Consider the following 24,161-nt stretch of genomic DNA (forward strand, 5'->3'; position numbering starts at 1 on the left):
GGGTTCGTCGTTAAGCCCAGCGAAACTATTCAGAAAGTGGCAGACTTGGAAGTATGAGTAACGGCAATTTGATTCTGGTCCGTCACGGCCAGTCTGTATGGAACAAGTCCAACCAATTCACCGGCTGGGCCGATGTTGATCTGACCGAGCAGGGCGAGGCCGAGGCCGTCGCCGCCGGCAAGCTGCTGAAGGAAAAGGGCATGCTGCCGGACGTGGTGTACACCTCGCTGCTGCGTCGCGCGATCCGCACCGCCAACATCTCCCTGAACGCTGCCGACCGCCACTGGGTTCCAGTGGTGCGCAACTGGCGCCTCAACGAGCGCCACTACGGCAAGCTGCAGGGCCTGAACAAGACCGAAATCCGCGACGAGTTCGGCGAAGAGCAGTTCATGACGTGGCGTCGTTCCTACGACACCCCGCCACCAGAGATCGACACCGACAACGAGTACGCGCAGACCGACGATCCACGCTACGCATTCCTGCCCGAGGTGCCTCGCACCGAGTGCCTGAAGGACGTTGTGGAGCGCTTCATCCCGTACCTGATCGACGAAATCCTGCCACGTGCACGAAAGGGCGAGAACGTCATGCTGGCTGCGCACGGCAACTCCCTGCGCGCGCTGGTGAAGTACCTGGACAACATCTCCGATGATGAGATTGCTGGCCTGAACATCCCAACCGGCCAGCCACTGATCTACGAGATCACCCCGGAGGGCAAGGTAGCTAACCCAGGTGGCACTTACCTGGACCCAGAAGCAGCTGCTGCAGGTGCTGCAGCCGTGGCAAACCAGGGTTCCAAGTAAGCCCCATTCGTGAGCCTTGACTGAAGTACTCACTTTTCTTCTCGGTGTCGCACTGACCGTCGCCGCCATCCCGGTGGTGCGGTGGGTGCGACATCGTCGTGACCAGGCCCGAAATTCGGCGAGCCTGCAGGACAACCGGGTCACCACCGTGAGCCAAGTCCTCCACCTGGCCATTCAGGGGTCCCCAACCGGCATCACGGTGGTGGACCGTTCCGGCGAGGTGATCTTGTCGAATGCCCGCGCGCACGAGATGACGATCGTGCACGACCGCACCCTCAACCCCGAGGTGTGGGCCGTGGGCCAAGAGGTGTTCGAGGATCTGGAAACCCGCACAATCGACTTGGAGATGTCGCGGCGCGCCACCGGCAACCGTGTCTCCAATGTGCAGGCACTGGTCAAGCCGTTGACCCTGGTGGATAACTACTTCATCATCGTCTACGGCACCGACGAGTCTGAGAACGTGCGTATGGAATCGGCACGCCGCGACTTTGTCGCCAACGTGTCACATGAGCTCAAAACACCGGTGGGCGGCATGTCGTTGCTGGCAGAAGCGCTGCTGCAGGAACCTGACGATCCGGAGATGGTCAGCTACTTCGGCGAGAAGCTGGTGAAAGAATCGCAGCGCATGGCCAACATGATTTCGGAGCTGATCAGCCTGTCCAAGCTGCAAGGTGCCGAAGCCTTGCCAGAGATGCTGCCGGTGAAAGTCGACGACATTGTCGACGAAGCCATCACCCGCAACCAGGTGTCCGCGGACAACCTGGACATTGAGCTCACCCGCAGCGAACCCACCGGGGTGCAGGTGATGGGGGACCGTTCCATGTTGGTCATGGCGGTGTCCAACCTGATTTCGAACGCGGTGAACTATTCGCCGAAGGGCCAGCCGGTCAGTGTCACCCAGAAGGTGGTGCGAGAATCGGTGATTTTAATTCGCGTGACGGATCGCGGCATCGGTATTGATCAGGAGGATCAGAAGCGTGTATTTGAGCGTTTCTTCCGCGTGGATAAGGCCCGTTCACGTTCTACCGGTGGCACGGGGCTAGGTCTGGCTATTGTTAAACATGTGGTGGCCAACCACAGCGGTAATATTAAGTTGTGGTCCCGTCCCGGCACGGGGTCCACGTTCACAATTGAACTTCCCATATATGTTCCTGAACCCGAACCGGAGTTATTTGAGGTGCAGGAGGGCGAAGATCAACCAACATCGCCGACGTTGCGGGAGGCGGTCACACGCGTGACTACGCGTAGGAAAGAGAAGGAGAAGCAATGACGACGACTATCCTCATCGTTGAAGACGAGGAATCGCTTGCGGATCCGCTTGCATATTTGCTGCGGAAGGAAGGCTTCCAGGCGATTGTGGCTCCAGATGGACCGACCGCCCTGGACGAGTTCAACGCCAACGACGTGGACCTTGTCCTACTTGACCTGATGCTGCCGGGAATGTCCGGCACCGACGTGTGTAAGCAACTGCGCGCCGTTTCGCTTGTGCCCATCATCATGGTCACCGCGCGTGATTCGGAGATCGATAAGGTGGTCGGCCTCGAACTTGGTGCCGACGACTACGTGACCAAGCCATACTCCTCCCGCGAACTTATCGCCCGCATCCGCGCTGTGCTGCGTCGCGGCCCTGATGCCGATGGCGAGGAGGGTTTCGACGGCCAGGTCTTGGAGGGCGGCCGCGTGAAGATGGACGTGGAGAGGCACACAGTGCTTGTCGACGGCCAACCAGTCCCTATGCCCCTGAAAGAGTTCGACCTGCTGGAATACCTGCTGCGTAACGCCGGCCGTGTGCTGACCCGGGGGCAGTTGATTGACCGGATCTGGGGCGCAGACTACGTGGGCGACACGAAGACGCTCGATGTGCACGTGAAGCGGCTGCGTTCCAAGATCGAAGAGGAGCCTTCGCGTCCGAAGCAGCTTGTCACCGTGCGCGGCTTAGGCTACAAGTTCGAAGCGTAGAAGGCACACCTTGATTGATCTGCCCCACTACCTGCTACCTCCTTCGGCGCTGAACATTTTCCGCAGGATCCCGGTCGACAACGTCGTGAGTGGCACGCTTTTAGCTAAGGCCGTGCCGACCACGGAGGAGGCTCTTCTGCCTGTCACTTTGGGCGGCGATCTGGCTACCGAGGGTTGGCGCGTGCGCTGGGAACGTGGCGTGCTCGGGGATATTGGTGCCGACATCCGGGCTGAGTACAGCGATATTGAGCGTGTGCTTGCTTCCGGATATGCACCAGAAACTATTGCGGGTATTTCCTTCAACGATGAAGGCGCGGTGGAGGTTGATATTTTCCTGCCCGCCCCCGAGCTGACTGTGCCGCGCAATAATCTTTCGGCCAATGTTTTTGTGTTGCCACCCGGGGAACTATTCATGGTGGATACCGCTGTAGGCGATTTCGGGGCATACGATTTGCAGTTGGCCTCCCCAGGGCAGTGGCTTGTGGTTCTGCTGGAGATTGATGGTGAACCGCTGGCGGTGCTGGATGGGCGTGTGCTCGGCGGGTTTAACGCGGAGCAAAGAGATAAGGCGCTTGAATACATCCGTACTGTGCGCGACGAGAATAACGGTGCGCCCGTTGCCGCGCGGGGATACTTTATCGAGTCCGCTGTAGCCCTTGACATGGGTGCCCCTCAAGGCGATACAGAACATGTCCTGCCTCTGCGTGTCCCAGACTCGCGCCCCCGGGAAGTGAGAAGCGTGGAGGATCAGTCCGATGGCACTTTTCTGGTCAGCGTTGCGTGGTTTGCGGCTATCGACGAAGACGACATTGTAGAATCGCGGACCTCAGAAGTATCCATCAACTCAGAGATCTCTATGGGCTCAGCAATGATGGAGCTCCGCGAAGAGGCGCGCACCACTGAGGCCCCCGCAGAACCGGTAGTGCCGGAACCGGTGTCTGAACCGGCAGAGCCGGAACCGGTTGAGCCGGTTGAGCCTGCAGAACCTGAGCCGACGCGCCCAATGACGCAGGTGGAAATGCTGCGCGCGCGTCGCGCTGAAAGAGCACGACGCGCGCGAGAAGACATGCCACTTCACGCTAGTGACGAATATCTGGGACGCTAAAGGCCTCAGTTTAAAGCTGAGGCCCCAGCTGAATCGTCATCGCGCAAGCGCTAGGGCGCTGGCCTCCATCTATCAAGCCAGGCGCGGAGGCTGAAACTTTCCTCAGCGGCGGTGATTTCTTCCGTCCCGGGGGGAGTAGACGGAAGCTCGTTGTCGCGTGGTGAAGGCTCGCTGGCAGGGTAGTCGGGTAATTCGCTGGTAGGACCAGCAGGTTCCGAGCCGCCAAGCGGGTCGGGGACCTGCGCTACCTCTAGCGACTGCCCGTCCGCTGAGGAGGCTTTTCAGCCGAGCTTCTTGATGTTGGAGTTCACAACTGCGCGAAGCATCGCCAGGTTCGTGCTTGCGCTAGACACTGCCGCGTAGACGAATTCGCCCTCGTTGAGCATCCGGATCAGGTGGAACTGATCATCGAGGGTGATGAGCATGTCCTGCAGGCCGGAGGTGATGTTGAGTGCCTGCATGGTTTTAACTTTCGCCTTGACCATTTCAGCGTTATACGCTGCAGCAATGTCGAGGTCGAAGTCGGACTGATGGCTGAGCGATGCCATGGCCATGCCTGTGGTCATGTCCACGACGGAGGCGCCGATGAAACCATCGATGTTGTCCGCGATGCTTTGGAGCATGTTGTTCAGGGCTTCTTGCTGTGACATGGGTACTTCCCGTTCTTTCCTGGTTGTGCAATAATTCTTTGACTGATTAAGGATACAATGGAAACTTTAAGGTTTCCACATGGATTACCGGATTTCTTGCCAGGCTTCTCTATAATTCACGCCAATTCTGGACTTGCGTGCACCCGGAAAAGCTCTGTGTCCAGTGTTGGTGAAAAATATTTTGTCTAGCACCGGTATTCCCTCACAGTGATTTGCTAGTATCTCCGATGGGTAGTGAGGAAATCTAATAGAGCATTAAGCGAAGTCTTGGTTAAGGACGAATTATGAGCATTACGGGATCTTATTTTCTTGATCCAGATCACACTAATCTTGGCTTCATTGCACGCCACGCGATGATCAGCCGTGTGCAGGGGACGTTCGAGGAGTGGAAAATGTCGCTGCTTATCGACGAAGAAACCCCCGCGAACTCACGCGTTTTCGCAACCGTTAACTCGGCTTCTTTATCGACGCGCCAGCCACGTCGCGATGCGCACCTGCGCAGTTCTGACTTTCTGGATGTGCGGGCATATCCCGAAATGACCTTTGTGTCCACGGATGTCCAGTTCCAAGGTTCAGACACCGTGTATCTCACTGGCGATATGACGATTAAAGACGTGACACGCCCCGTTACTTTCCACGTGAATGTGACAGGGACGGAACGGGACCACCTCGGTGACATGCGGGTAGGTTTTCAGGCCATCGCTATGATCAATCGCGCTGATTTCGGTATTAAATGGAACACCGTTCTTGATTCAGGCAATGTGCTGATTTCAGAAGAGATTGAGATCAATATCGATGGCTCTGCGCTGAAGCAGGATTAGAACAGGACTAATCAGCCGCTGCGTCAGAGTTGGCTGCCTCCGCAGCCGCAGCAGCCGCCGGGTGGACGGCCTTGAACTCGTCGGGAAGCTCCTGGCGTTTGCGGCAGTGCTCCGCAACGATCTCGTATGGCTTATCGCCGATGAGGCCACGTAGCTCATCAGCCATCGTTTGCCACACCGGTTCACCGCCTTCGTGGCAGCCGATGTCCCCGGAACACCACCAATCAAATTCCTCGCCACCATCGCCCCACTGGCGACGGTGGTATTCACTGATAGTGGTACGCAGGATTTCGGCTCCGTCGGAACGCTCCTCCCACGCATCTTCCCGTGAGTAGGGGACCTGCCAGCACACTTCCGGCTTCGACACGAGGATGTCGCGGTCTTCCGCCATCGCCCACTGGTGCAAAGCGCAGCCTGGACCTGTGGGGTTGTCCTCACCGCCACGGTTGGCGAAAATGCAGCCACCGTCAACCACCAGTGTCTTAATAGAGGGCTCGTCCTCATCGTCGTCCCACTCCAACCACGGCTCGAGCACGGTCGGGTCAGCCTCTTCGATATAGGCATCGATGCCATCAGGCCGCAACTGCCAGTATTTGGCAGGCATTTCCGCTACCGCGTTGTAGAGATTGTCGCGGTCGCTTTCGTCGGAAAGATAGGCGCCGTGGTTGCAGCAGCCGACCACGGGCAGTGATTCCATCATGCCGTGGCATTTTTCCGTGCCGAAGCGGCACTGCCAGGTGGATTCCACCCACGTCAGGTCGATGCTGAAGATGTGGTTGGGGTCGTCTGGGTGGACGAATTCGAACCATTCGCGGGGGAAGTCAGGTGGGACTTCGCGGCCTGCGCGGATGGATTTGCCGGCGGGGGAATCGGCGGGGAACCCAAGAAATACAGGTTGATTCACACTTCAACACCGTAGACCGTCTACCCTAGGACGTGTGAGATTAGGTGTATTGGATGTGGGCAGTAATACCGTCCACCTGGTAGCGATTGATGCGCGGCACGGTGGCCGTCCCACCCCGATGAGCGATTGGAAGCAGTCCCTTCGGCTGGTCGAGATGCTTGACGACGATGACGCCATCGACGACAAGGGCATCAAGAAGCTGACGGACGCCGTCGCTGAGGCGGCGGACTTGGCGAAGAAATTGAAGTGCGCCGAGATGATTCCGTTTGCTACCTCCGCGGTCCGCTCCGCCGCCAACTCCAAGGAAGTGCTGGACCATGTGGAGAAGGAGACCGGCGTGCGCCTCGAGGTGCTCTCCGGCGAGGAGGAAGCGCAGCTGACCTTTCTCGCTTCTCGACGATGGTATGGCTGGTCCGCCGGCCGCATCACCAACTTGGATATCGGCGGTGGTTCCCTAGAGATCTCGACGGGTACCGACGAAGCACCGGAGCTCGCCGTCTCCCTCGACTTGGGTGCTGGGCGTTTGACCCATGAGTGGTTCGATACTGATCCGCCCGAACGCAAGAAAATTAACGCACTGCGTGATTTTATTGACGCGGAGCTGGCCGGCCCTGCAGCCCAATTCGCCGCTCTAGGTCCTGCGGGTCATGCGGTGGCTACGTCAAAAACTTTCCGCACGCTGGCACGACTGACTGGTGCTGCACCGTCGTCGGAAGGGCCTTATGTTAAGCGGACGCTCACAGCGCCTGGCTTGCGGCAGCTCATCGCATTCATTTCTCGCATGACTGCTGCCGACCGGGCAGAGCTGGAGGGCATCAGTACGGATCGGTCACATCAGATCGTTGCGGGTGCCCTAGTTGCGGAAGCCAGCATGCGAGCGCTTAAGCTTGATAAGTTAGAGATCTGCCCGTGGGCATTGCGCGAAGGTGTTATCCTGCGACGCATTGACAAGGGCTTAGATGGTTCCGATGAGGGAGTTGACGAGTAGATGTCAGACAATGACAAGCCGCTGACGGTTGCAGAGCTGCTCGCGCGCGCTGGGAAAGAGAACCCGGGTGACAGCGAACGGCCCCGCCGTCGTCGTCGCCGCAGCCTCGAAGAAGGCGGGATCTCGGTTGCCGAGCTCACCGGATCCTTCCGCAAGGTAGACGCGCGCCCAGAGGAAGCGAAGCACTCTTCCGTTCCGATCGATGAACCGGAGCCCGCTGAGGCAGAGAAGCCGGAAAAGGCTGAAGAACCGGCGAAGGCCGACAAACCGGACGAGACGACCGTCATGAAGAAGGTCGACGACGAAGCCGTCGACGAGGCACCCGTGGCCACGCCGGTCGCACCGGAAAAATCAGCTGTATCCGAGAAACCAGCCGCGCCAGCCAAGCCTTCGGCCCAAGACATGGACGAGACTAGCGTCATGCCCGCCGTTGAGGACGAAGATCCTGCCGGCGACGTTCATGGTGACAGTGTCGCCGTCGACGAGTCCACAGAAGTCCGTGAGGGTATCGACGCTGACTATGACGACGACTACTACGACGAAGATGAAGAAGATTACGACGATGATCTGAACATTCCAGCTCTCGTCGGAATGATCCTCGGCGGCCTGGTACTTGGTGTGGCCGTATTCTTTGGCTTTGAGTGGCTGTGGGCCAACTTGAACTCCTTCCTAGTTGCAGTCTTGGCCATCGTCGTCACGGTCGTGATGGTGGGCGTCGTTAAGGCTCTGCGGACGCAGAAGGATGGACTGATGATGACGCTTGCCGGAATCGTCGGCCTGCTGATGACTTTCGGCCCAGCAGCGGTGACGCTTCTCTAAAAGAGTAAAAATGTGGCACGCTTGGTGCCATGCGCAAAATTGCAGTAATTGGCGGGGGTCAGATCGGTGAGGCTCTCGTCGCTGGCCTAGTCGCCGCAGAACACGACCCGAAACACATCACGGTCACCAACCGAAGTCCTGAGCGTGCTGAAGAGCTCGCAGAGCGCTATGGTGTGTACACCACCGATGACAATAACGAAGCGGCGACAAACGCCGATGTCGTATTCCTGTGCGTCAAACCCGCCGGAATCGTCGGAATCATTCATGAAATCTCGGAGACAGTCGCCGAGAATGATGTCTCTACCGCACTAGTTTCGATGGCTGCCGGTGTGACAATCGGCGCGATGGAGGAAGCAATCTCCTCGGCCGGCACCCCCATCGTGCGCGTGATGCCTAACACCCCGATGCTCGTCGGCAAGGGAGTGTGCGCTGTCGCGCCTGGCAAGTTCGTGGCTGATGAACAACTGGACTATATCGTCGAATTGCTTGAAGCTACCGGCCACGTGGTCGTCGTCCCAGAGTCCCAGATGGACGCAGTAACTGCCGTGTCTGGTTCTGGCCCCGCCTACGTGTTCTTGGTCGCCGAAGCGATGATCGATGCCGGAGTGTCCCTGGGGCTGAGCCGCGCTGCGGCACAGGAACTTGTGAACGCCACCATTGCGGGTGCGGGCGCCATGCTGGAAGCAGAAGGGGCGGATCCAGTGAGCTTGCGTGCAGGAGTGTCGTCGCCGGCAGGGACTACCGTCGCGGCGGTGCGTGAATTGGAGGAGTCCGGGTTGCGTGGTGCTTTCTATCGGGCGCTAGAAAAGAATGCCCAACGTGCCAATGAACTGGGAAAATAGTAACTTCTGAGAATTAGTTGGAAAATTTGTGGCACTTGGGTCGCAAGCGTCACAGGTTTCACGCTAGACTAGTTCCGGCACGTGCGTGTTCGTCCTGTGGGAGGGGAAGCCTACAGCGCGCCATGTGCTGAAGGGTTAGTTATATATGGCAAATGAAGATAAGGGTAAGTTCTTGACCGTCGCTGAGGTCGCGGAGATCATGCGCGTCTCGAAGATGACGGTCTACCGCTTGGTTCACTCCGGTGAACTGCCGGCCGTGCGCGTGGGGCGTTCGTTCCGCGTCCACGAGAAGGCAGTCAGCGAGTACCTCGACTCCTCCGTCTACGACGTAGGATAAGTCGCAGAACTCCGCGAGGCTGAGCGCGAACTTATTGTGTAAGTCTGAGGCGCCCACCTGTTTTCCGGGATCCAAAGCGATCCCGGGCGCAGGTGGGCGCCTCAGGTTTTCTGCCCCCAGTTTTCTTCGTTCTGCGTACGCACTGTATGCTTGGGTGCATTCCTGCAAGGATGTGGGTGCTGTGTGCGGGAGTGCACCTCGCGCCTGGCGGCAACGCCGACCTGATCTGAGCAGACTGTACGTACACGATCGATGTGAGGAGACCCCATGGGTTCAGTCATCAAGAAGCGCCGCAAGCGTATGTCCAAGAAGAAGCACCGCAAGATGCTGAAGCGTACTCGCGTGCAGCGTCGTAAGCTGGGCAAGTAAAACTTCTTAACGCGAACAACCCGGACAGGATCAAATCCTGTCCGGGTTGTTCGCGTTGCGCGTCCAGTGTTTATGGCTTATGTCTTTGTGGTCGCCTCAGGGGAGCAGACGGTGATGTTGCCAGGCCCTGGCTTCGTCTCGCCAATAGGGCCGGTTGCAACGGTGGCGCCCGTGTCGGCAATGACCGAATGCAGCACAGCCCCAGCCGGCACCACCACACCAGAGTTGATGATGCTGCGGTGAACTTCTGCGCCGTGTTCCACAACCGCACCAGGGCCAATCACACTATGCTCCACCGTGCCTTCCACACGTGCGCCTGCGCATATCAGGCTGTCGTTTACTGAGGCCTGAGAGGACACATAGGCGGGGGAGAAGTGCGTTGTATTGGTGATTACAGGCCAGTCAGGGTCATCCAGAGTCACAGCGCCGTCGATGATGTCCATGTGGGCTTGGAAATATGCGTCGATGGTGCCGAGGTCCCGCCAGTATCCTTCCATCCGGTATTCGTTGACTATGCCATCACGCACCATGGCAGGAATGATGGTCTCACCGTAATCTCCCAGATCCGAAGGGGTGTCTAGCTCCTTGAGCAATCCCCTGATTGTGGCAGCTAGGGCTTCCACCTCGAAAATAAATACTTCGGTGGCTACTATCTGCCCGGCTGGGTCCTCTGGTTTGTAGGCGTATGAGGTGACACGCCCTGTATCGTCGGCTTCCACTACGCCGTAGCGTCCCGGGTGTTCCTCGATAGCCGTGGTGACAATTGTGAGATCGCTGTTGGTACTGTGATGCTGCTCCAGAACTGCGCGAAAATCTAAAGAGTAAAGGTGATCGGCGCTGGTGACAATGACGGTGTTAGCACCAGACTCTTCCAAAGCCTCAAGCTGTTGGAAGAGTACGTGGCCGTTGCCTTCGCTGAAACCTTCAGAGTCATCCTGATCTGGACCTTCTACGGGCGGGGCAATGCGCAGCCCTGAGCGGGTTCCGTCCAAATCCCACGGTCGCCCCGAAGAGAGATAAGAATTTAAGACGTGGCCTAAATACTGTTCGACGATCCACACATTGCGAATCCCCGAATGGCTCAGGTTGCTCAGCACAATATCGATCAGCGTGTATGTGCCGGCTAAAGAGACCGCTGGCTTGGGTTTTGAATCGGTGAGTGGGGCCAATCGGGAACCTTGGCCGCCTGCAAGAATCAGGGCTACGGTGTGGGAGGAAAGATTTGAACGTACCATTCCTACACCTTACGGAAATTTCTCCAGCCCCACACAATCGTCGCAGCAATAGCAAGCGCCGGGATACTCCAAGTGCGTATGGTCCGGCGCACGCTGCGGTAGTCACGGACAATCCACCCACGTTTGCGTGATTCAGCCTTCAATTTCTTATCAGGGTTAATAGCAACGGCGGTGCCCACCATGGACAACATCGGAATATCATTGATCGAATCCGAATACGCTGTGCACTTGGAGAGGTCTAGCTCCTGAATAGCGGCCAGGGCAGCAACTGCATGGCGCTTGCCCGGACCATGGAGAATATCACCTACAAGACGGCCGGTGAACCTTCCGTTTTCTTCCTCCGCCACGGTGCCCAGCGCGCCGGTGAAGCCAAACCGCTCGGCCAGAATCTGGCCAATCTGGACTGGAGTTGCGGAAACTAGCCACACCTGCTGGCCAGCAGCCAGGTGCATGGCCGCCAAGTCTAGGGTTCCGGCGTAACTTTTGTGCACCATGGAATGGTCCACAATCTCCTCGCACAGCTCCCGCAGGTCGGCAACTTTCTTGCCACGCACAAACGCAAGGGCTTGTTCACGCCCGCGCTGCATATCGCCAGCATGTTCGCTGCCGGAGAGCCGAAAACGCAGCTGTTTCAACGCGATGGGAACTATTTCTCGTATCCGGAAGAAACGTTTGCGAGCCAGCCCCAACGCAAATTCCACAAGGGAGGAGCCCTGAATGAGTGTGTTGTCGATGTCGAAAAAGGCCGCCGCCTCAGTATCTTGGGGAATGTCCGGGTCAGGCACAGTAATGTGCCTGGCGCCGGCAGACGTGAACGCACCAGAGACAGAGTCAACACCGGAGTTGAACTGTTCCAGGCTAATTCCGAAGTGTTCCTCCACCGCCGCAGTCGCCGCCGCTTCGCCGGCTTCGCGCTGGGCCTCGTCGTCGATTGGCGGAACTGCTGTGTCTTCCAGGAAGCGGCGGACGTTTCCCTGTGACTGAAACCACCCGTGCAAAAAGTCATGGGCAGCAGGCGGGAATTGGTCCGAGGACGTCACAGGTTCCTTTCTGGCGTGAGCAGGTCGTCGTCACGCGCTAGTTGCGTGGACGGGTAACGTCAACCATCGTAGGCACAGTCAAGAAAACTCGCCTGCTGGGCATGCAAGGAGCAAGAAATTGTCACACCAAGTGGAGTTGATGGTGCGCCAGACCTGCGGATCGTGTGAACGCGTCGCATCACAAATCGCACCCGTCGTCGAGGCTGCGGGCGCCACGCTGACGCTGATCGACGTCGATACGGACCGCGAACTGGCGATGGAATTTGGCGATCGGGTTCCCGTTGTCGTCATCGATGGCGAGGAGTTTGCCTGCTGGGAAGTGGACAATGAGGAACTTGCCGACGAACTCGCCCGCAATTGACCCCTCTCCGGGTAATGAAAAGCCCAGGGGGTATCCTTTTGTTTGATTCTTAAATGATCAGGAGGACCTGAGTGAGTGTGCTTGTTGTGGGCATGTCCCACCGTTCTGCGCCGGTCGCGCTGCTTGAGCGGCTGAGTATGAACGATGCTGTTCAAAACGACACTTCGACCACGTTGGTGAAACAGCCGTCGCTGTCTGAGGCCATGATCATCTCCACCTGTAACCGGTTGGAGGTGTACACCGTCACCAACGCTTTCCACACCGGGGTGCAAGACGTGGTGGACGTGCTTACCGAGGTGTCTGGTGTCAGCACCGAGGAGCTGCGCAGCTACCTCTATGTTCGCTACGCCGACGCGGCTGCCGAACACATGATGAGCGTGGCCTCCGGCTTAGACTCCATGGTCATAGGCGAACAGCAGATCATCGGCCAAGTCCGCGCCAGCTACCAAGAAGCGCAAGAGCAGGGCACGGTGGGCCCCGGACTGCATTCCCTGGCCCAGTCCGCGCTGCGCGCAGGCAAGCGCGTGCACACCGAGACCGAGATCGACGATGCTGGCGGCTCCATGGTCACCTTCGCCCTCGACGTTGCCCGCGAAGAGATGGGCGTCGAGGACTTCACAGGCACCACGGCCCTCGTCCTCGGGGCGGGGGCCATGGCCTCCTTGGCGGCCACCCAATTGGGTAAGCAGGGCGTCGACAAGCTCATCATCGCTAACCGCACCCGGTCGCGCGCCGAACGTCTGGCAGAGCACTCGCGGGAGGCTGGGGTGCCGGCAGAGGTCGTGGACTTTGAGGCGCGCGCCGGGGCGCTCAGCCGCGTTGACCTGGCAGTATCTGCTACCGCCACCGATGAATTCACCATCACTGCCGAGGACATTTCTGGCCCGGTCATGCTGGTGGACCTTTCCCTGCCGCGCGACATCGATGACGCGGTGGAGGACACCGAGGGTGTGCGCCTGGTCAACATCGAATACTTGCACGCCCGTCAGGAGGAGGAAGGGGATACGGATGCGTCGGCACGCCGCGATGCAGAGGCGATTATCGACGAAGAACTCGCCGCCTACACCTCCGCCGAACGTGTGCGCGACGTCACTCCTGCGGTGACGCAACTGCGACGCACCGCCGCCGGGCTTGTCGACGAGGAGTATGCGCAGCTGAAGAACCGGCTGCCTCACCTGGATGACGATGATCTGCGCCAAGTCGCACGCAGCATGAAGCGCGTGGTGGACAAGCTCCTGCACAAGCCCACTGTGATGGTGAAGGAGCTGGCGGCGACAGAAGGTACCGTCAGCTATGAGACAGCACTGCAGGTGCTATTTGGTTTGCCGTCGGCGGCGCCTGCCGTGGCGGTGGACGTGGATAAATTGCCCGACCGCGAAGAACTCGATTTAAGCCCAGAGACACTGGGCAACTCAAAGGAGAAGTAAGTTGCTGAAGATTGGTACACGGGGCTCGAAGCTGGCCACCACTCAGGCAGGTCACCAGCGCGATGCGATCAATGCCGCAGGTTACGAATCCGAACTGCATATCGTCACCACTGCAGGTGATGTGAATATGGCTCCCGTGGAACGCATCGGGGTCGGCGTGTTTACCGCGGCGCTGCGTGAGGCGCTGTTCGCTGGCGAGTGCGATATTGCGGTTCACTCGTTTAAGGATCTCCCGACGGCCTATGAGCCGCGTACACACCTGATCACCCCGGTGCGGGAGGATCGTCGTGAAGCACTCATCGCCCGCGATGGACTCACGCTGGACACGTTGCCGGAAGGAGCGCGGGTGGGAACGTCTGCGCCACGGCGCATCTCGCAGCTGCGTGCCCGGCGCCCGGACCTGGATATCCAACCACTGCGCGGCAATATTGACACCCGGATGGGCAAGGTCACCGCGGGTGAGCTTGATGCTGTGGTGCTGGCGTACGCGGGTATCTCGCGCGTGGGCATGGGCGATGTCGCTACCGAAGTCTTTGACCCGACCGTGATCATGCCGGCCCCCGCGCAGGGTGCCCTGGCCGTTGAAGCGCGCGTGGACGACATGGACGCCCGCGCCGCGATCGATGCGCTGGCCGACCACGACGTGTTGAAGGCGGTTACCGCTGAGCGCACCGTCCTTGCCACGCTCGAAGCCGGCTGCACCGCGCCAGTGGCTGCCTACGCGGACCTGGACGGCGATACCCTGACCTTGCACGCGGGTGTCTTCGCGCTGGACGGTTCGCGCCAGCTGGTACACCACGCCACCGGGACCGATCCGGTGGGGTTGGGCCAGGAAGTTGCGAATGCTCTGCTGGAGCAGGGCGCAGCGACTATCATTGGCTAGTTATGGCACTCCTTTCCATTTCCGTTGACCGCGTCACCGTCACCTTGAGGTGGTGGGAAAAGATCGCGGCGCGTCGCTCCCATCTGACGATTCCGCTGCGGGTGATCCGCGGCGTGTCGTGCGTGGATGATGCGCGTGCGGCATTGGGGGAGGGGGAGCGCACTTCCGCCACCCATATCCGTGGGCTTACCTACTCGGGGACAATGAACCGCGGTGGTAAACCAGTCTTGGGAATCTGCCACCGCGTCGGTCCTGGCATCGTTTTAGAGCTGGAAGATGCCACGTACGGGGCGATCGTGATCTCCACACCACATGCCGAAAAATACGCGGAGATGTTGGCATCGCGCGTTGCCTAAGGGCAAGGGTGGGGCGTGAATGCGACGGTGTAAAATAGTCGGCCGTTTTTCCTATTTGGCATTCCTAAATTAAGGTGTAACTATCATACGTTGATAAACTCACCGTCCACGTGGTCCCCTTAGCGGGGATTTAGCCTTATGAGCAGCACTGTTACGGGTTCATTGAGGTTTGGGTGGCGGAGTTATTCAACACTAGCGAAAACCGTAAACGCCTTCACATTTGGCTTGCCGGCAGCTCGGGGCACGTGATCATTTCCGCGTGTCCTTGTCGCAGGCCCGAAGTAGAAAAGAATCGTCTATGACCATGGCCCACCAACCGCCCCAGCCGGCGAAAGTCGTCTTCGTCGGCGCAGGCCCGGGCAACCCGGATTTGCTCACCGTGCGCGCACGCGAAGTTTTGGAAAACAACGCGTACGCCGTCGTCGATAGTGACGTGCTTCCTGAGATCCGTGCCGTCATCGGCGCAGCCTTGCCCGTGCCGCAGCACAAACAGGATGCCGCCGACAAGGAATATGAGCAGATGTGCGCCGCCGCGAAGGAGGCTGGGGCGCGTCGCAAGCCACCCAAGCCGGAGGATCCGACCGCGGCTGAGGTGGCGGAATCCGTGGAGGAGTTGGACGCACGGATTGAGCAGATCAAGCAGGTGATGGGCGCGTCCGAGCAGTCCATCGTTGATGGTGAGGCTGGCGACGGCGACGTGATTCGCCTTGTCGCCGGTAATCCTTTGACGCGTGACTCCGTGATGGAGGAGATCGCCGCCGTGGCCGCCGCCGGCCTGGAGTTCCAGGTGGTGCCGGGCATGAGCCTGCCGTCGACCGTGCCCTCGTTTGCCGGTATTGCGCTAGGTTCAACCTATACGGAGGCAGATTTGACCAATGATGTTGATTGGGATCAGTTGGCGTCCGCCCCGCAGCCACTCGTGCTGCAGGCAGAGGCTGAGGACTTGCCGACGATCGCAGCGGAACTGACCGAACGTGGCTATTCGCCGTCGACGCCTGTGTACGTGACGACGAATGGCACCACCCGTTTGCAGCGCACCTTTGACGCCACACTGGGCACCATTGGGAAGCTGGATGCGGAGTTGCCAGGAAAACTCGTCGTCACGCTTGGCACTGTGGCCGATGACCGCACGAAGTATTCGTGGTGGGAAAACCGTCCCCTTTATGGGTGGCGCGTGTTGGTGCCGCGTACGAAGGCTCAGGCAGCGGCGATGTCGACGCGTCTGTCGGGCTATGGTGCGATTCCGCAGAGCGTGCCGACGATTTCCCTGGAGCCGCCGCGCAACCCGGCGCAGATGGATCGCGCCATCAAGGGGATCGTGGAAGGCCGCTACCAGTGGATCGTGTTCACCTCTGTCAACGCTGTGACAGCCGTGTGGGACAAGTTCGCGGACCTGGGCTTGGATGCGCGCTCCTTCGCGGGTGTGCACCTGGCCGCGGTGGGCACGAAGACTGCTGACGCTATCCGCGCCAAAGGCATGACCCCGGAGCTGCTGCCGCACCGCACCAAACAGAACGCGGCCGGGCTGGTCGAGGTATTCCCCGAATATGTCGAGGAGCTGGATCCGGTGTCGCGCGTGCTTCTGCCGCGGGCGGATCTGGGCACTGATGTGTTGTCGGACGGCCTGGCGGAGCTGGGCTGGGAAGTCGACGATGTGGTGGCGTACCGCACCGTACGCGCCGCGCCGCCACCGCCGGAGACGCGCGACATGATCAAGACCGGTGGTTTCGACGCCGTCTGCTTTACCTCCGCGTCCACCGTGAAGAACCTGGTGGGCATTGCAGGTAAGCCGCATCAGCGTACCATCATCGCCTGTATCGGACCGATGACCGCGGCGGAAGCGGAAGAGCAGGGCCTGCGCGTCGATGTTGTGCCCGAGGTCGCTGACGTGCCTTCGCTTGTCGACGCCCTGGCCGACCATGTGGCTCAGTTGCGTGCTGCTGGCCAGCTCCCGCCGCCGCGGAAGAAGCGGCGTGCGCGCAGGAAGTCGTCGTAGGCGAACTGAGACCTACCCCATAGGCCCTTTACGTTTGTGATTTTCCCCACTATGCTTGGGGGAAATTTCACAACGAAGGAGCCAGATCATGGGATACGCAACCACCAACCCGTTTACCGGAGAGGTCGTCAAGGAATTCGAGACCGCCACCGCCGAACAGATCGACCAGGCAATCGCCAAGGCTGATCAGGAATTCCGCGAGTGGAGCCAGCTGCCCGTCGCGCAACGCGTCGAGATCCTGCAGAAGGCAGCGGAGATCTTGAAGGCGGAGAAGCGCGAGTTCGCCGAGGTGCTCACCCTGGAGATGGGCAAGCTCATCGGCGAAGCCGAGGCAGAGGTAGACCTGTGCATCGGCATGCTGGAGTACTACGTCAACAACGGTGAGGAACACCTGGCGCCGCGCTCTATCCCCGCCGAGGGTTTCGACGAGGGCGACGTGCTTCTGGTGAAGGAGCCGCTCGGCGTGCTGTACGCCGTCGAACCGTGGAACTTTCCGTACTACCAGGTCATCCGCATCGGTGCGCCGCAGTTCACCGCGGGTAATACGCTCGTGCTCAAGCACGCGTCGAATGTCCCACAGTCCGCGCTGAAGATGGAAGAGCTGATCAAGCGGGCCTCTGGGCGCGAGGGGCTGTTGGTTAACGTCTTTGCTTCCCACGATGCCAGCGAGCAGATCTTGGGCGATCCGCGCGTGCGCGGTGTCGCACTCACCGGGTCGGAAGGCGCAGGTGCGGCGGTCGCCCAGGTGGCTGCGAAGAACCTGAAGAAGTCCACCCTGGAGCTCGGCGGCGCAGACGCGTTCATCGTCCTTGCCGACGCTGACCTGGACAAGACCGTCGAGTGGGCAGTCTTCGGCCGCCACTGGAACGCGGGTCAGGTCTGTGTGTCGTCGAAACGCATGATCATCGTGGACGAGCTTTACGACGAGTTCCTGGCCAAGTACAAGGAGCGCGTGGCCCAGTTGGTGGCTGGCGATCCGATGGATCCGCAGACCACACTCGCCCCGCTGTCCTCGCAGGGTGCTGCCGATGACCTGATGAAGCAGGTGGAGAAGGCGAAGGCCGACGGTGTCGAGGTTGAGGAGATCACCATCGATCTGCCTGAGACCGGTGCGTTCGTGCAGCCGGCCATCATGACGGGGATCGATCCTACCTCTGAGGCGGGCTGCTCCGAATTCTTCGGCCCCATCTCCCAGCTCTACCGCGCGAAGGATGCTGATCACGCGATCGACATCGCGAACGCCTCCCCATTCGGGCTGGGCGGCTCCATCTTCTCCGCAGACGTGGAGAATGCGAAGAAGTTGGCGCGCAAGATCGACACCGGCATGGTCTACATCAACCAGCCGACCGGCGTGAAGGCGGATATTCCTTTCGGCGGTACAAAGCGCTCTGGCTATGGCCGCGAGCTGATCGATTTGGGCCTGCTTGAGTTCGTCAACGAGAAGGTCGTGGTGAACCGCGATATCGACGGCGAATTCTAATCGCCTTGCCGCGCGGGCTCGTGTGACTGTCAGTGGTGGCTAAATACCTCTCGGCGGTGTTGCTGCCTAAGATGGGCCAGTAACGAAACAACCGAAAGGAACACCGCTGTGTCTGCGTTTGAGTTCACCCGCCGCCCGCGTCGGCTCCGCCAGAATCCAGCTCTGCGTGAGCTGGTCGCCGAAACCCGGTTGAGTGCCGCCGATTTCATCCTGCCGATGTTCGTCGCCGACGGCATCGAAGAGAAAAGAGAGATCAGCTCCATGCCGGGGGTGTACCAGCACACCTCAGACTCTCTGGTGCAGGCCGTCGAGGAGGCCGCGGAGACTGGGATTAAGTGCATCGACCTGTTCGGCGTTCCCCTCGATAGCGACAAGGATGCCCAGGGCTCGGTGGCGTGGGCGGAAGACGGCGTGCTCAACCGCAACCTGGCGCGCCTGCGCAAGGAGTTCGGCGATGACATCATGATCATGGCCGATACCTGCCTCGACGAGTTCACTGACCACGGTCACTGCGGCGTGGTCACCACCGATCGCCACGGCAACGCCATCGTGGATAACGATGAGACCGTGAAGCTCTACCAGCAGATGGCTGTCGCCCAGGCGGAGGCCGGCGCACACATTGTGAGCCCATCCGGCATGATGGACGGCCAGATTGGCGCCATCCGCCAGGCCCTAGACGCCGCCGGCTTCCAGGACGTTGTCATCATGGCGTACTCGGCGAAATACGCCTCCAGTTTCTTCGGCCCGTTCCGCGAGGCAGTCGGTTCCTCGCTGCAGGGCGATCGTCGGACGTACCAGCAGGACCCAGCCAACGTGCGCGAGTCCCTGCTGGAAACGAAGTTGGATATCGACGAAGGCGCGGATTTTGTCATGGTCAAGCCCGCCATGCCATACCTGGATGTGCTAGCCAAGGTGGCTGAGATGTCGCCGGTGCCGGTGGCTGCGTACCAAGTCTCGGGCGAGTACGCGATGATCCAGGCTGCGGGCCGTAACGGTTGGGTGGACCAGGATGCGGTGATGATGGAGTCCTTGATGTCCATCAAGCGCGCCGGGGCAGACCAAATTCTGACGTACTTCGCCGTCGATGCCGCTAAGGCACTGAAGGGTTAGCACAGGTAATGACGATAGCCCCCAACGGAAGTAACGCTCCCGCCCCGCGAGCGCCACAGCCACCTCCACCACAGCCATCGGGCTCGCCAGAGCCCGGCAAGAAGCGACCCGAGGTGATCACGTACCTCATCGGGATCTGGTCATTCATGGTGGGCGCGGAGCTCCTCCACCAGATCTTGAGTGTGACGATGAGCCTGCTCGACCCATCAGCGCTGAAGGCCGCCGCGCGGGAAACAGCGGATGAGAACCCGGAGATCCCCGCGGCCGCGGTAGACCTCTCGGTGTACCTGTCCATCGGGTTCATGGCGTTGGTCATGCTTGTGCTGCTTGGTCTGCTGCTGTGGATGCTCGCGCTATTCGCCAAGCAGCACAAATGGTCTGGCTACGCCCGCCGCTTGCTCTATATTTTCTCCCTCTTCTTCGCTTTCCGCATGCTGCTGGTCTTCTTGGCAACCCCGGGCGCTTCAGACGTTCCCCTGTGGTTGTTCGCTTTCGACGGCATGGTGCAAATTGCGCTTGGAGTTGCGGGAATCCTGGGAGTGTTCTTTGCTAACAAGGAAGAAGCGTTAGCGTGGACTGGCGAGGATCAGCGCCCGCCTTTCGTCAAGCCTGATTCTGACAAGAAGAAATAAGAAAAGAGCCCCTCATGCCCTCGATGTTCCCGTCGTTTAGCGCCCACCCTGATGATTTGAACCGGCGTTCTGACATGACTGTGGGCGACGATTGGCCGCGTTCGCTGAAGATTTCTTTCTGGCTGATCGTCGTTGGCGCGGTGCTCATGTTGGTTACCGCCATGCGCGCGGTGGCTGTCGGGGTGCCCGATCAGGCCCCGAACCAGGAGTTCACGGAGGCGTATCTGCGCAATATGTGGTTCATGGTCGTCGTCAATGTCGTTACGGCTTTGGTGATGGCTGGTGCCGCCTCTTACCTACGCAAGGGTAGCCGCACGGCCAGGATTATCGTTGCGGTGTGTATCGCTATCGCATGTTTTTTCAACGTGGTCGCCTTTGCCATTCGCATCGCCGGGCTGTCGGCGATCGTGATCGTGGCGGTGCTCGCGTTCGCCGCACTGTTCCTCTTCCGCCCGAAGGCTAATGCTTATATTGCGAAAAAGACGGAAGAGTCGCGATGAGCGACCCCCGTGGTGACCACGTCTCTCGCGCGATAGATTCCGCAGTTGAGGCCGCGCGGAGCGTGGGCATTGAGCTTAACGACGATCGACCGGCCCATGATTTAGCGGATCGACCAAAGACGTCGCTGGCGTTCGACTTGCGCAACTTGCCCGATGTCACGGATCTGGGGGCCGTGGAAAATGCTCTGGAAGAGTTGCTGGGTGTGCGTGCGCGCCTTGTGTACTCGACGAAGACGGCGTGGGTCACGGCACCGGATTTGATGGATCCTTCTGATGTGATCGCCGTGATGGAGCGTTACGGTATTGACGCGGTGATGACGGATTCGTCTCTGCGGCGCCGCATCGTGGCCTCCCATACGGAGGAGCGCCACGGCGCGGTTCCTCGTCGGGCGATGCGTGGCACGAAAGGTATGAGCGGGCGGATGCGCCGCCTCCAGGCGGAGGAGGCGCGGGCTTTAGATTCGGCGCGCACGGCCGGTTTCTTGCGTCGCCAGCAGTCTAATCCCCGATTGAAGGGGGCCGACCAGGATGTTTTGTACACCTCGCGGGAGATGATGACGGTCTCGCGCCTCCTGGTGGCGTTGATCCTGGGCATTCCCGTGATTGTCGTGTCGTATTTTCAGGCATTGCAGTTTTCGGGGTGGCAGTGGGTGGCGCTTGTGATGAGCGCGCCCGTGGTGGTGTGGTCGGCGTGGCCGTTCCACCGGGCGTTGGTCGGTGGGGTGCGCCGGGGCCTGACTGCCCTGGATGGGGCGAGTTCGCTGGCGATTCTCGTGGCGTTTACGTGGTCCATCGCTCTGCTTGTGGGCACTCCGGCGGGGGATATCGGCTGGAATTCGGAGCCGAAGTGGTTTGCGTTTAACCACTCCCGGCTATCCGACGGTGAGCTCTTCCTCGACGTGGCTTGCGGAATGACCATCTTGCTGCTGGCCGGCCGCATCTGGACGATGCGTGCCAGGCCCAGTCTGCTCAATGAGATGGCGCGGCGTCGTCCCGATCCGTCGACGCAGGTGGCGCTCTCGGTGCGCAATCGGGCCACCGGTGCGGTCGGGGTGCACCATGTGAACTTGGGGGAGGTCAGCCCCGGCGACGATATTGTGCTGCATGCTGGTGAGATCATCCCCGTCGATGGGCGCGTGATCGGTGGTTCGTGCGAACTTGAGCCCGGGCTGATCGACGCCCGCGAAGACATGGTGGTCAAGGTGAATTCGCAGGTCTTTGCGGGTTCGCGGATTGTCGATGGGCAGATCAAGGTACGCGTGGAAAAGACCGGGCACCAGACGCGCATGGCCGCCACGCACCGTTGGATTCAGGATGCTTCGCAGCGCCAGCACCAGGCCACCATGCTGTCCACACGGACGGCGAGCTGGTTGATCCCCGCCGCGGTGGTGATCGCCTTGATTGATTTCATGGCGTGGGTGGCGCTGTCGAATAATTATAACGCCGCGATGGCGACCGCGCTGGCGATTCTGGCGTCGGTAGCCCCGACGGCGTTGGCCTTGTCGCCGTCGATCGCGATCCGGCTGGGCATCGAATCGTCGGCACGCAACGGCATCATGATCCGCGACGGCAAGACGCTACGCAAGCTGGAAAATCTAGACACCGTCATCTTCAATCGGGTGGGTACGCTCGTCCTGCCGGAGATGAATGTGGAAACGATCACCGCGGAGCGTGGCGAAAACGCTGACATGGTACTGCGCGTGGCGGGTGCTTTGTCGATGGAATCGGACCACCCCTCTGCCCAGGCGATCGTCCGCGCCGCGCGTGAGGCCCGCGACCACGCCGAAGGCGGCGACGAGGTGCCGCATTGGATCGACGTGACCAACCTGGAGATCACCAAGGAAGGCGACTTCAAGGGTCGCATCGAGCTGTTCACGCGTGACGACGAGGGCGTGGAACACCCGCACCAAGTCGATGCGCTGCTGTGGCGGCCCACCAACCTCTCCAGCCTGCACGGCCGCCTTGCCGTTGCCGCCACTGCAGGTGGTACGCCCATCGTCGTGCGGTGGAAGGGCAAAGACCGTGGTGTGATCACTCTTTATGACCCGATCAAGGACGATGCTCAAGAAGCAGTCACCCGTCTGGAGGACATGGGCCTGGAGACCATGATGCTCTCGCGCGATACCTATCCGGTGGCGCGCAAGTTCGCGGACCTGCTGGGCATCTCCTCGGTGCTCGCGGGCATCAGCAGCAACGATAAGCCCAAGACTGTCCGCTCGGTGCGCACCCAAGGCGCCAACGTGGCCATGGTGGGGGACCACTCGGTGGAGTCCTCCCTGGAGGTCGCGGACGTGGGCATCTTAGTGAACGCGGGCGATAAGCTCGATACCAGCCGCGACATGCACGACAAGCTGTCGGTCGCGGTGGTTCGTGACGATGTCTCCGCCATCCCGCAGCTGATCGAGCAAGCTCGTCGCGTGTGCACCATCATTGACCGCAATATCGTCTATTCGTGGGCGTATAACATCACGGCGATGTCGCTAGCCGTCGCGGGGCTGCTGCACCCGATGGCAGCCACGGTCCTGATGCTGGGCATGTCCCTGTTCGTGGAAGTACGCTCCGTGTCAGCGAAGAAATTCCCCCAATAGACCCAAGGAGTATGACACCATGCGTTTCCACGCAGCCATCCCTGTTCTTGCTGTGAACAGCGTGGAATCGGTCCACGAGTTCTACACGGCCATCTTCGGCGAGACCGACATCGAGCCTGAGGCCGGCATCGCCGAGTGGGAGGTGAGCAAGGGCCACTACATCCAGGTCGCCGAACTTCCTGAGCGCGCAGGTCAGGGTGCGGTGGTCGTCGGCACGCGCGATGTGCAAGCGCTTGTCGACGAGCTCCGCGCCCGAAATCTCCCCGTCACCGATGTGGAGGATTACTCTTTCGTCAAGGTAGCCGTGGCCGTGGATCCTGACGGAAATGAGATCCAATTCGCTGAAGGCGTAGACACAGCGGAGGACTAGGCGGACGGCCCGGGTGGGGCAGTTTCCTTCTGTCAAACTTTTGGTCCACAATGGGGGACATGAAACGTCGCGACCTAAAGAATGCCCCGCTGCTTGAGGCAGCCAACGGCCGTACCCCCTCCCGCACCCCGGTCTGGTTCATGCGCCAGGCCGGCCGCTCCCTTCCGGAGTACAAGAAAGCACGCGAAGGCATCTCCATGCTGGACTCGTGCTTCATGCCCGAGCTGCTCGCTGAGATCACGATGCAGCCGGTGCGCCGCCACGACGTGGACGGGGCTATCTTGTTCTCCGATATCGTGGTGCCGCTGCGCGCCGCCGGCGTGGGTGTAGAGATTGTGCCCGGCCGCGGACCAGTGATGGACAAGGCGATCGAGACGCGTTCCGACGTCGATGCGCTTCCCATCCTGGACCACGAAGTAGAAGAGGTCGCAGGTGGCATCGAGATCATCTTGGACGAGCTGACCGACCAGCAGGCCCTCATCGGCTTCGTCGGCGCGCCCTTCACCCTGGCCAGCTATCTCGTCGAGGGTGGGCCGAGCAAGAACCACGAGACCACCAAGGCGATGATGCACGCGGAGCCGGAGACCTG

At 60.1% G+C, this 24,161-nt stretch carries 26 protein-coding genes; 22 read left to right on the forward strand and 4 right to left on the reverse strand.

Features of this window, described 5'->3' with window-relative positions; translation table 11 throughout:
* The first annotated feature begins 53 nt into the window (after window positions 1-53).
* Genes ACHFGA_RS07885 through ACHFGA_RS07900 form a run of 4 tightly spaced genes read left to right on the forward strand, consistent with a single transcriptional unit; the run spans window position 54 to window position 3,864 of the window.
* The gene (locus ACHFGA_RS07885) at window positions 54-800 is read left to right on the forward strand and encodes a phosphoglyceromutase (RefSeq protein ID WP_394281853.1); all 747 of its coding nucleotides are present in this window, start codon (window positions 54-56) and stop codon (window positions 798-800) included.
* A 16-nt stretch (window positions 801-816) separates the two neighbouring features.
* Window positions 817-2,070: a sensor histidine kinase gene (locus ACHFGA_RS07890; RefSeq protein ID WP_394281854.1), complete on the forward strand. Its 1,254-nt coding sequence runs from the start codon at window positions 817-819 to the stop codon at window positions 2,068-2,070.
* On the forward strand, window positions 2,067-2,759 hold the full coding sequence (locus tag ACHFGA_RS07895; RefSeq protein WP_018581538.1) for a response regulator transcription factor: 693 nt from the start codon (window positions 2,067-2,069) through the stop codon (window positions 2,757-2,759). The genes ACHFGA_RS07890 and ACHFGA_RS07895 overlap by 4 nt, the downstream gene beginning before the upstream one ends.
* A gap of 10 nt (window positions 2,760-2,769) precedes the next feature.
* Window positions 2,770-3,864, forward strand: a complete 1,095-nt coding sequence (locus tag ACHFGA_RS07900; protein ID WP_394281855.1) for a hypothetical protein — start codon at window positions 2,770-2,772, stop codon at window positions 3,862-3,864.
* A gap of 281 nt (window positions 3,865-4,145) precedes the next feature.
* Here ACHFGA_RS07900 and ACHFGA_RS07905 read toward each other — a convergent pair whose 3' ends face one another.
* A complete protein-coding gene (locus tag ACHFGA_RS07905; protein WP_018581540.1) occupies window positions 4,146-4,514 on the reverse strand; it encodes a hypothetical protein in 369 nt (122 codons plus the stop codon).
* A gap of 284 nt (window positions 4,515-4,798) precedes the next feature.
* Here ACHFGA_RS07905 and ACHFGA_RS07910 point away from each other — a divergent pair, with 284 nt between their 5' ends.
* Window positions 4,799-5,335: a YceI family protein gene (locus ACHFGA_RS07910; protein WP_394281856.1), complete on the forward strand. Its 537-nt coding sequence runs from the start codon at window positions 4,799-4,801 to the stop codon at window positions 5,333-5,335.
* 7 nt (window positions 5,336-5,342) lie between these two features.
* Here ACHFGA_RS07910 and ACHFGA_RS07915 read toward each other — a convergent pair whose 3' ends face one another.
* On the reverse strand, window positions 5,343-6,239 hold the full coding sequence (locus ACHFGA_RS07915; protein WP_394281857.1) for a hypothetical protein: 897 nt from the start codon (window positions 6,237-6,239) through the stop codon (window positions 5,343-5,345).
* 34 nt (window positions 6,240-6,273) lie between these two features.
* On the opposite strand from ACHFGA_RS07915, the gene ACHFGA_RS07920 reads away from it, so the two are divergent.
* The 5 genes from ACHFGA_RS07920 (at window position 6,274) to ACHFGA_RS07940 (ending at window position 9,594) form a co-directional block, all read left to right on the forward strand.
* Entirely contained in the window at window positions 6,274-7,227 is a 954-nt protein-coding gene (locus ACHFGA_RS07920; RefSeq protein WP_394281858.1) for a hypothetical protein, read from the forward strand.
* The gene (locus ACHFGA_RS07925) at window positions 7,228-8,046 is read left to right on the forward strand and encodes a hypothetical protein (protein WP_394281859.1); all 819 of its coding nucleotides are present in this window, start codon (window positions 7,228-7,230) and stop codon (window positions 8,044-8,046) included.
* A 29-nt stretch (window positions 8,047-8,075) separates the two neighbouring features.
* Window positions 8,076-8,888 (forward strand): pyrroline-5-carboxylate reductase, encoded by an 813-nt coding sequence (gene proC, locus ACHFGA_RS07930; RefSeq protein ID WP_394281860.1) that lies wholly within the window; start codon window positions 8,076-8,078, stop codon window positions 8,886-8,888.
* Window positions 8,889-9,033: 145 nt separating this feature from the next.
* On the forward strand, window positions 9,034-9,225 hold the full coding sequence (locus tag ACHFGA_RS07935; protein ID WP_018581546.1) for a helix-turn-helix domain-containing protein: 192 nt from the start codon (window positions 9,034-9,036) through the stop codon (window positions 9,223-9,225).
* 267 nt (window positions 9,226-9,492) lie between these two features.
* Window positions 9,493-9,594 carry a 30S ribosomal protein bS22 gene (locus ACHFGA_RS07940; RefSeq protein WP_012359487.1) on the forward strand — a complete coding sequence of 34 codons (102 nt, stop codon included), beginning with the start codon at window positions 9,493-9,495 and terminating at the stop codon, window positions 9,592-9,594.
* A 77-nt stretch (window positions 9,595-9,671) separates the two neighbouring features.
* Here ACHFGA_RS07940 and ACHFGA_RS07945 read toward each other — a convergent pair whose 3' ends face one another.
* The gene (locus ACHFGA_RS07945) at window positions 9,672-10,829 is read right to left on the reverse strand and encodes a glucose-1-phosphate adenylyltransferase family protein (RefSeq protein ID WP_394281861.1); all 1,158 of its coding nucleotides are present in this window, start codon (window positions 10,827-10,829) and stop codon (window positions 9,672-9,674) included.
* 2 nt (window positions 10,830-10,831) lie between these two features.
* Window positions 10,832-11,869, reverse strand: a complete 1,038-nt coding sequence (locus tag ACHFGA_RS07950; protein WP_394281862.1) for an HAD-IB family hydrolase — start codon at window positions 11,867-11,869, stop codon at window positions 10,832-10,834.
* A 139-nt stretch (window positions 11,870-12,008) separates the two neighbouring features.
* Here ACHFGA_RS07950 and ACHFGA_RS07955 point away from each other — a divergent pair, with 139 nt between their 5' ends.
* The 12 genes from ACHFGA_RS07955 to ACHFGA_RS08010 form a co-directional block, all read left to right on the forward strand.
* Window positions 12,009-12,230, forward strand: coding sequence for a glutaredoxin family protein (locus ACHFGA_RS07955; RefSeq protein WP_394281874.1), 222 nt, complete (start codon window positions 12,009-12,011; stop codon window positions 12,228-12,230).
* A gap of 71 nt (window positions 12,231-12,301) precedes the next feature.
* The gene (locus tag ACHFGA_RS07960; protein WP_394281863.1) at window positions 12,302-13,657 is read left to right on the forward strand and encodes a glutamyl-tRNA reductase; all 1,356 of its coding nucleotides are present in this window, start codon (window positions 12,302-12,304) and stop codon (window positions 13,655-13,657) included.
* A gap of 1 nt (window position 13,658) precedes the next feature.
* Window positions 13,659-14,540, forward strand: coding sequence for a hydroxymethylbilane synthase (gene hemC, locus ACHFGA_RS07965; RefSeq protein WP_394281864.1), 882 nt, complete (start codon window positions 13,659-13,661; stop codon window positions 14,538-14,540).
* A gap of 2 nt (window positions 14,541-14,542) precedes the next feature.
* Complete coding sequence (locus tag ACHFGA_RS07970; protein ID WP_394281865.1) at window positions 14,543-14,896, forward strand: hypothetical protein; 354 nt, start codon at window positions 14,543-14,545, stop codon at window positions 14,894-14,896.
* Between the two features lie 298 nt (window positions 14,897-15,194).
* Window positions 15,195-16,892: a uroporphyrinogen-III synthase gene (locus tag ACHFGA_RS07975; RefSeq protein WP_394281866.1), complete on the forward strand. Its 1,698-nt coding sequence runs from the start codon at window positions 15,195-15,197 to the stop codon at window positions 16,890-16,892.
* Window positions 16,893-16,980: 88 nt separating this feature from the next.
* Window positions 16,981-18,372 carry an NAD-dependent succinate-semialdehyde dehydrogenase gene (locus tag ACHFGA_RS07980; protein ID WP_394281867.1) on the forward strand — a complete coding sequence of 464 codons (1,392 nt, stop codon included), beginning with the start codon at window positions 16,981-16,983 and terminating at the stop codon, window positions 18,370-18,372.
* 108 nt (window positions 18,373-18,480) lie between these two features.
* Complete coding sequence (gene hemB / locus ACHFGA_RS07985; protein ID WP_394281868.1) at window positions 18,481-19,482, forward strand: porphobilinogen synthase; 1,002 nt, start codon at window positions 18,481-18,483, stop codon at window positions 19,480-19,482.
* An 8-nt stretch (window positions 19,483-19,490) separates the two neighbouring features.
* Window positions 19,491-20,114, forward strand: a complete 624-nt coding sequence (locus ACHFGA_RS07990) for a hypothetical protein (protein WP_394281869.1) — start codon at window positions 19,491-19,493, stop codon at window positions 20,112-20,114.
* A 14-nt stretch (window positions 20,115-20,128) separates the two neighbouring features.
* Entirely contained in the window at window positions 20,129-20,614 is a 486-nt protein-coding gene (locus ACHFGA_RS07995) for a hypothetical protein (protein ID WP_394281870.1), read from the forward strand.
* Window positions 20,611-23,202 carry a heavy metal translocating P-type ATPase gene (locus ACHFGA_RS08000; RefSeq protein WP_394281871.1) on the forward strand — a complete coding sequence of 864 codons (2,592 nt, stop codon included), beginning with the start codon at window positions 20,611-20,613 and terminating at the stop codon, window positions 23,200-23,202. Before ACHFGA_RS07995 ends, ACHFGA_RS08000 begins: the two co-directional genes overlap by 4 nt.
* Before the next feature lie 19 nt (window positions 23,203-23,221).
* Window positions 23,222-23,572 carry a VOC family protein gene (locus tag ACHFGA_RS08005; RefSeq protein WP_394281872.1) on the forward strand — a complete coding sequence of 117 codons (351 nt, stop codon included), beginning with the start codon at window positions 23,222-23,224 and terminating at the stop codon, window positions 23,570-23,572.
* A gap of 59 nt (window positions 23,573-23,631) precedes the next feature.
* A partial coding sequence (locus tag ACHFGA_RS08010) for a uroporphyrinogen decarboxylase family protein (RefSeq protein ID WP_394281873.1) occupies window positions 23,632-24,161 on the forward strand: 530 nt, incomplete at its 3' end.

Source organism: Corynebacterium sp., assembly GCF_043426755.1.
Taxonomy (GTDB): Bacteria; Actinomycetota; Actinomycetes; order Mycobacteriales; family Mycobacteriaceae; genus Corynebacterium.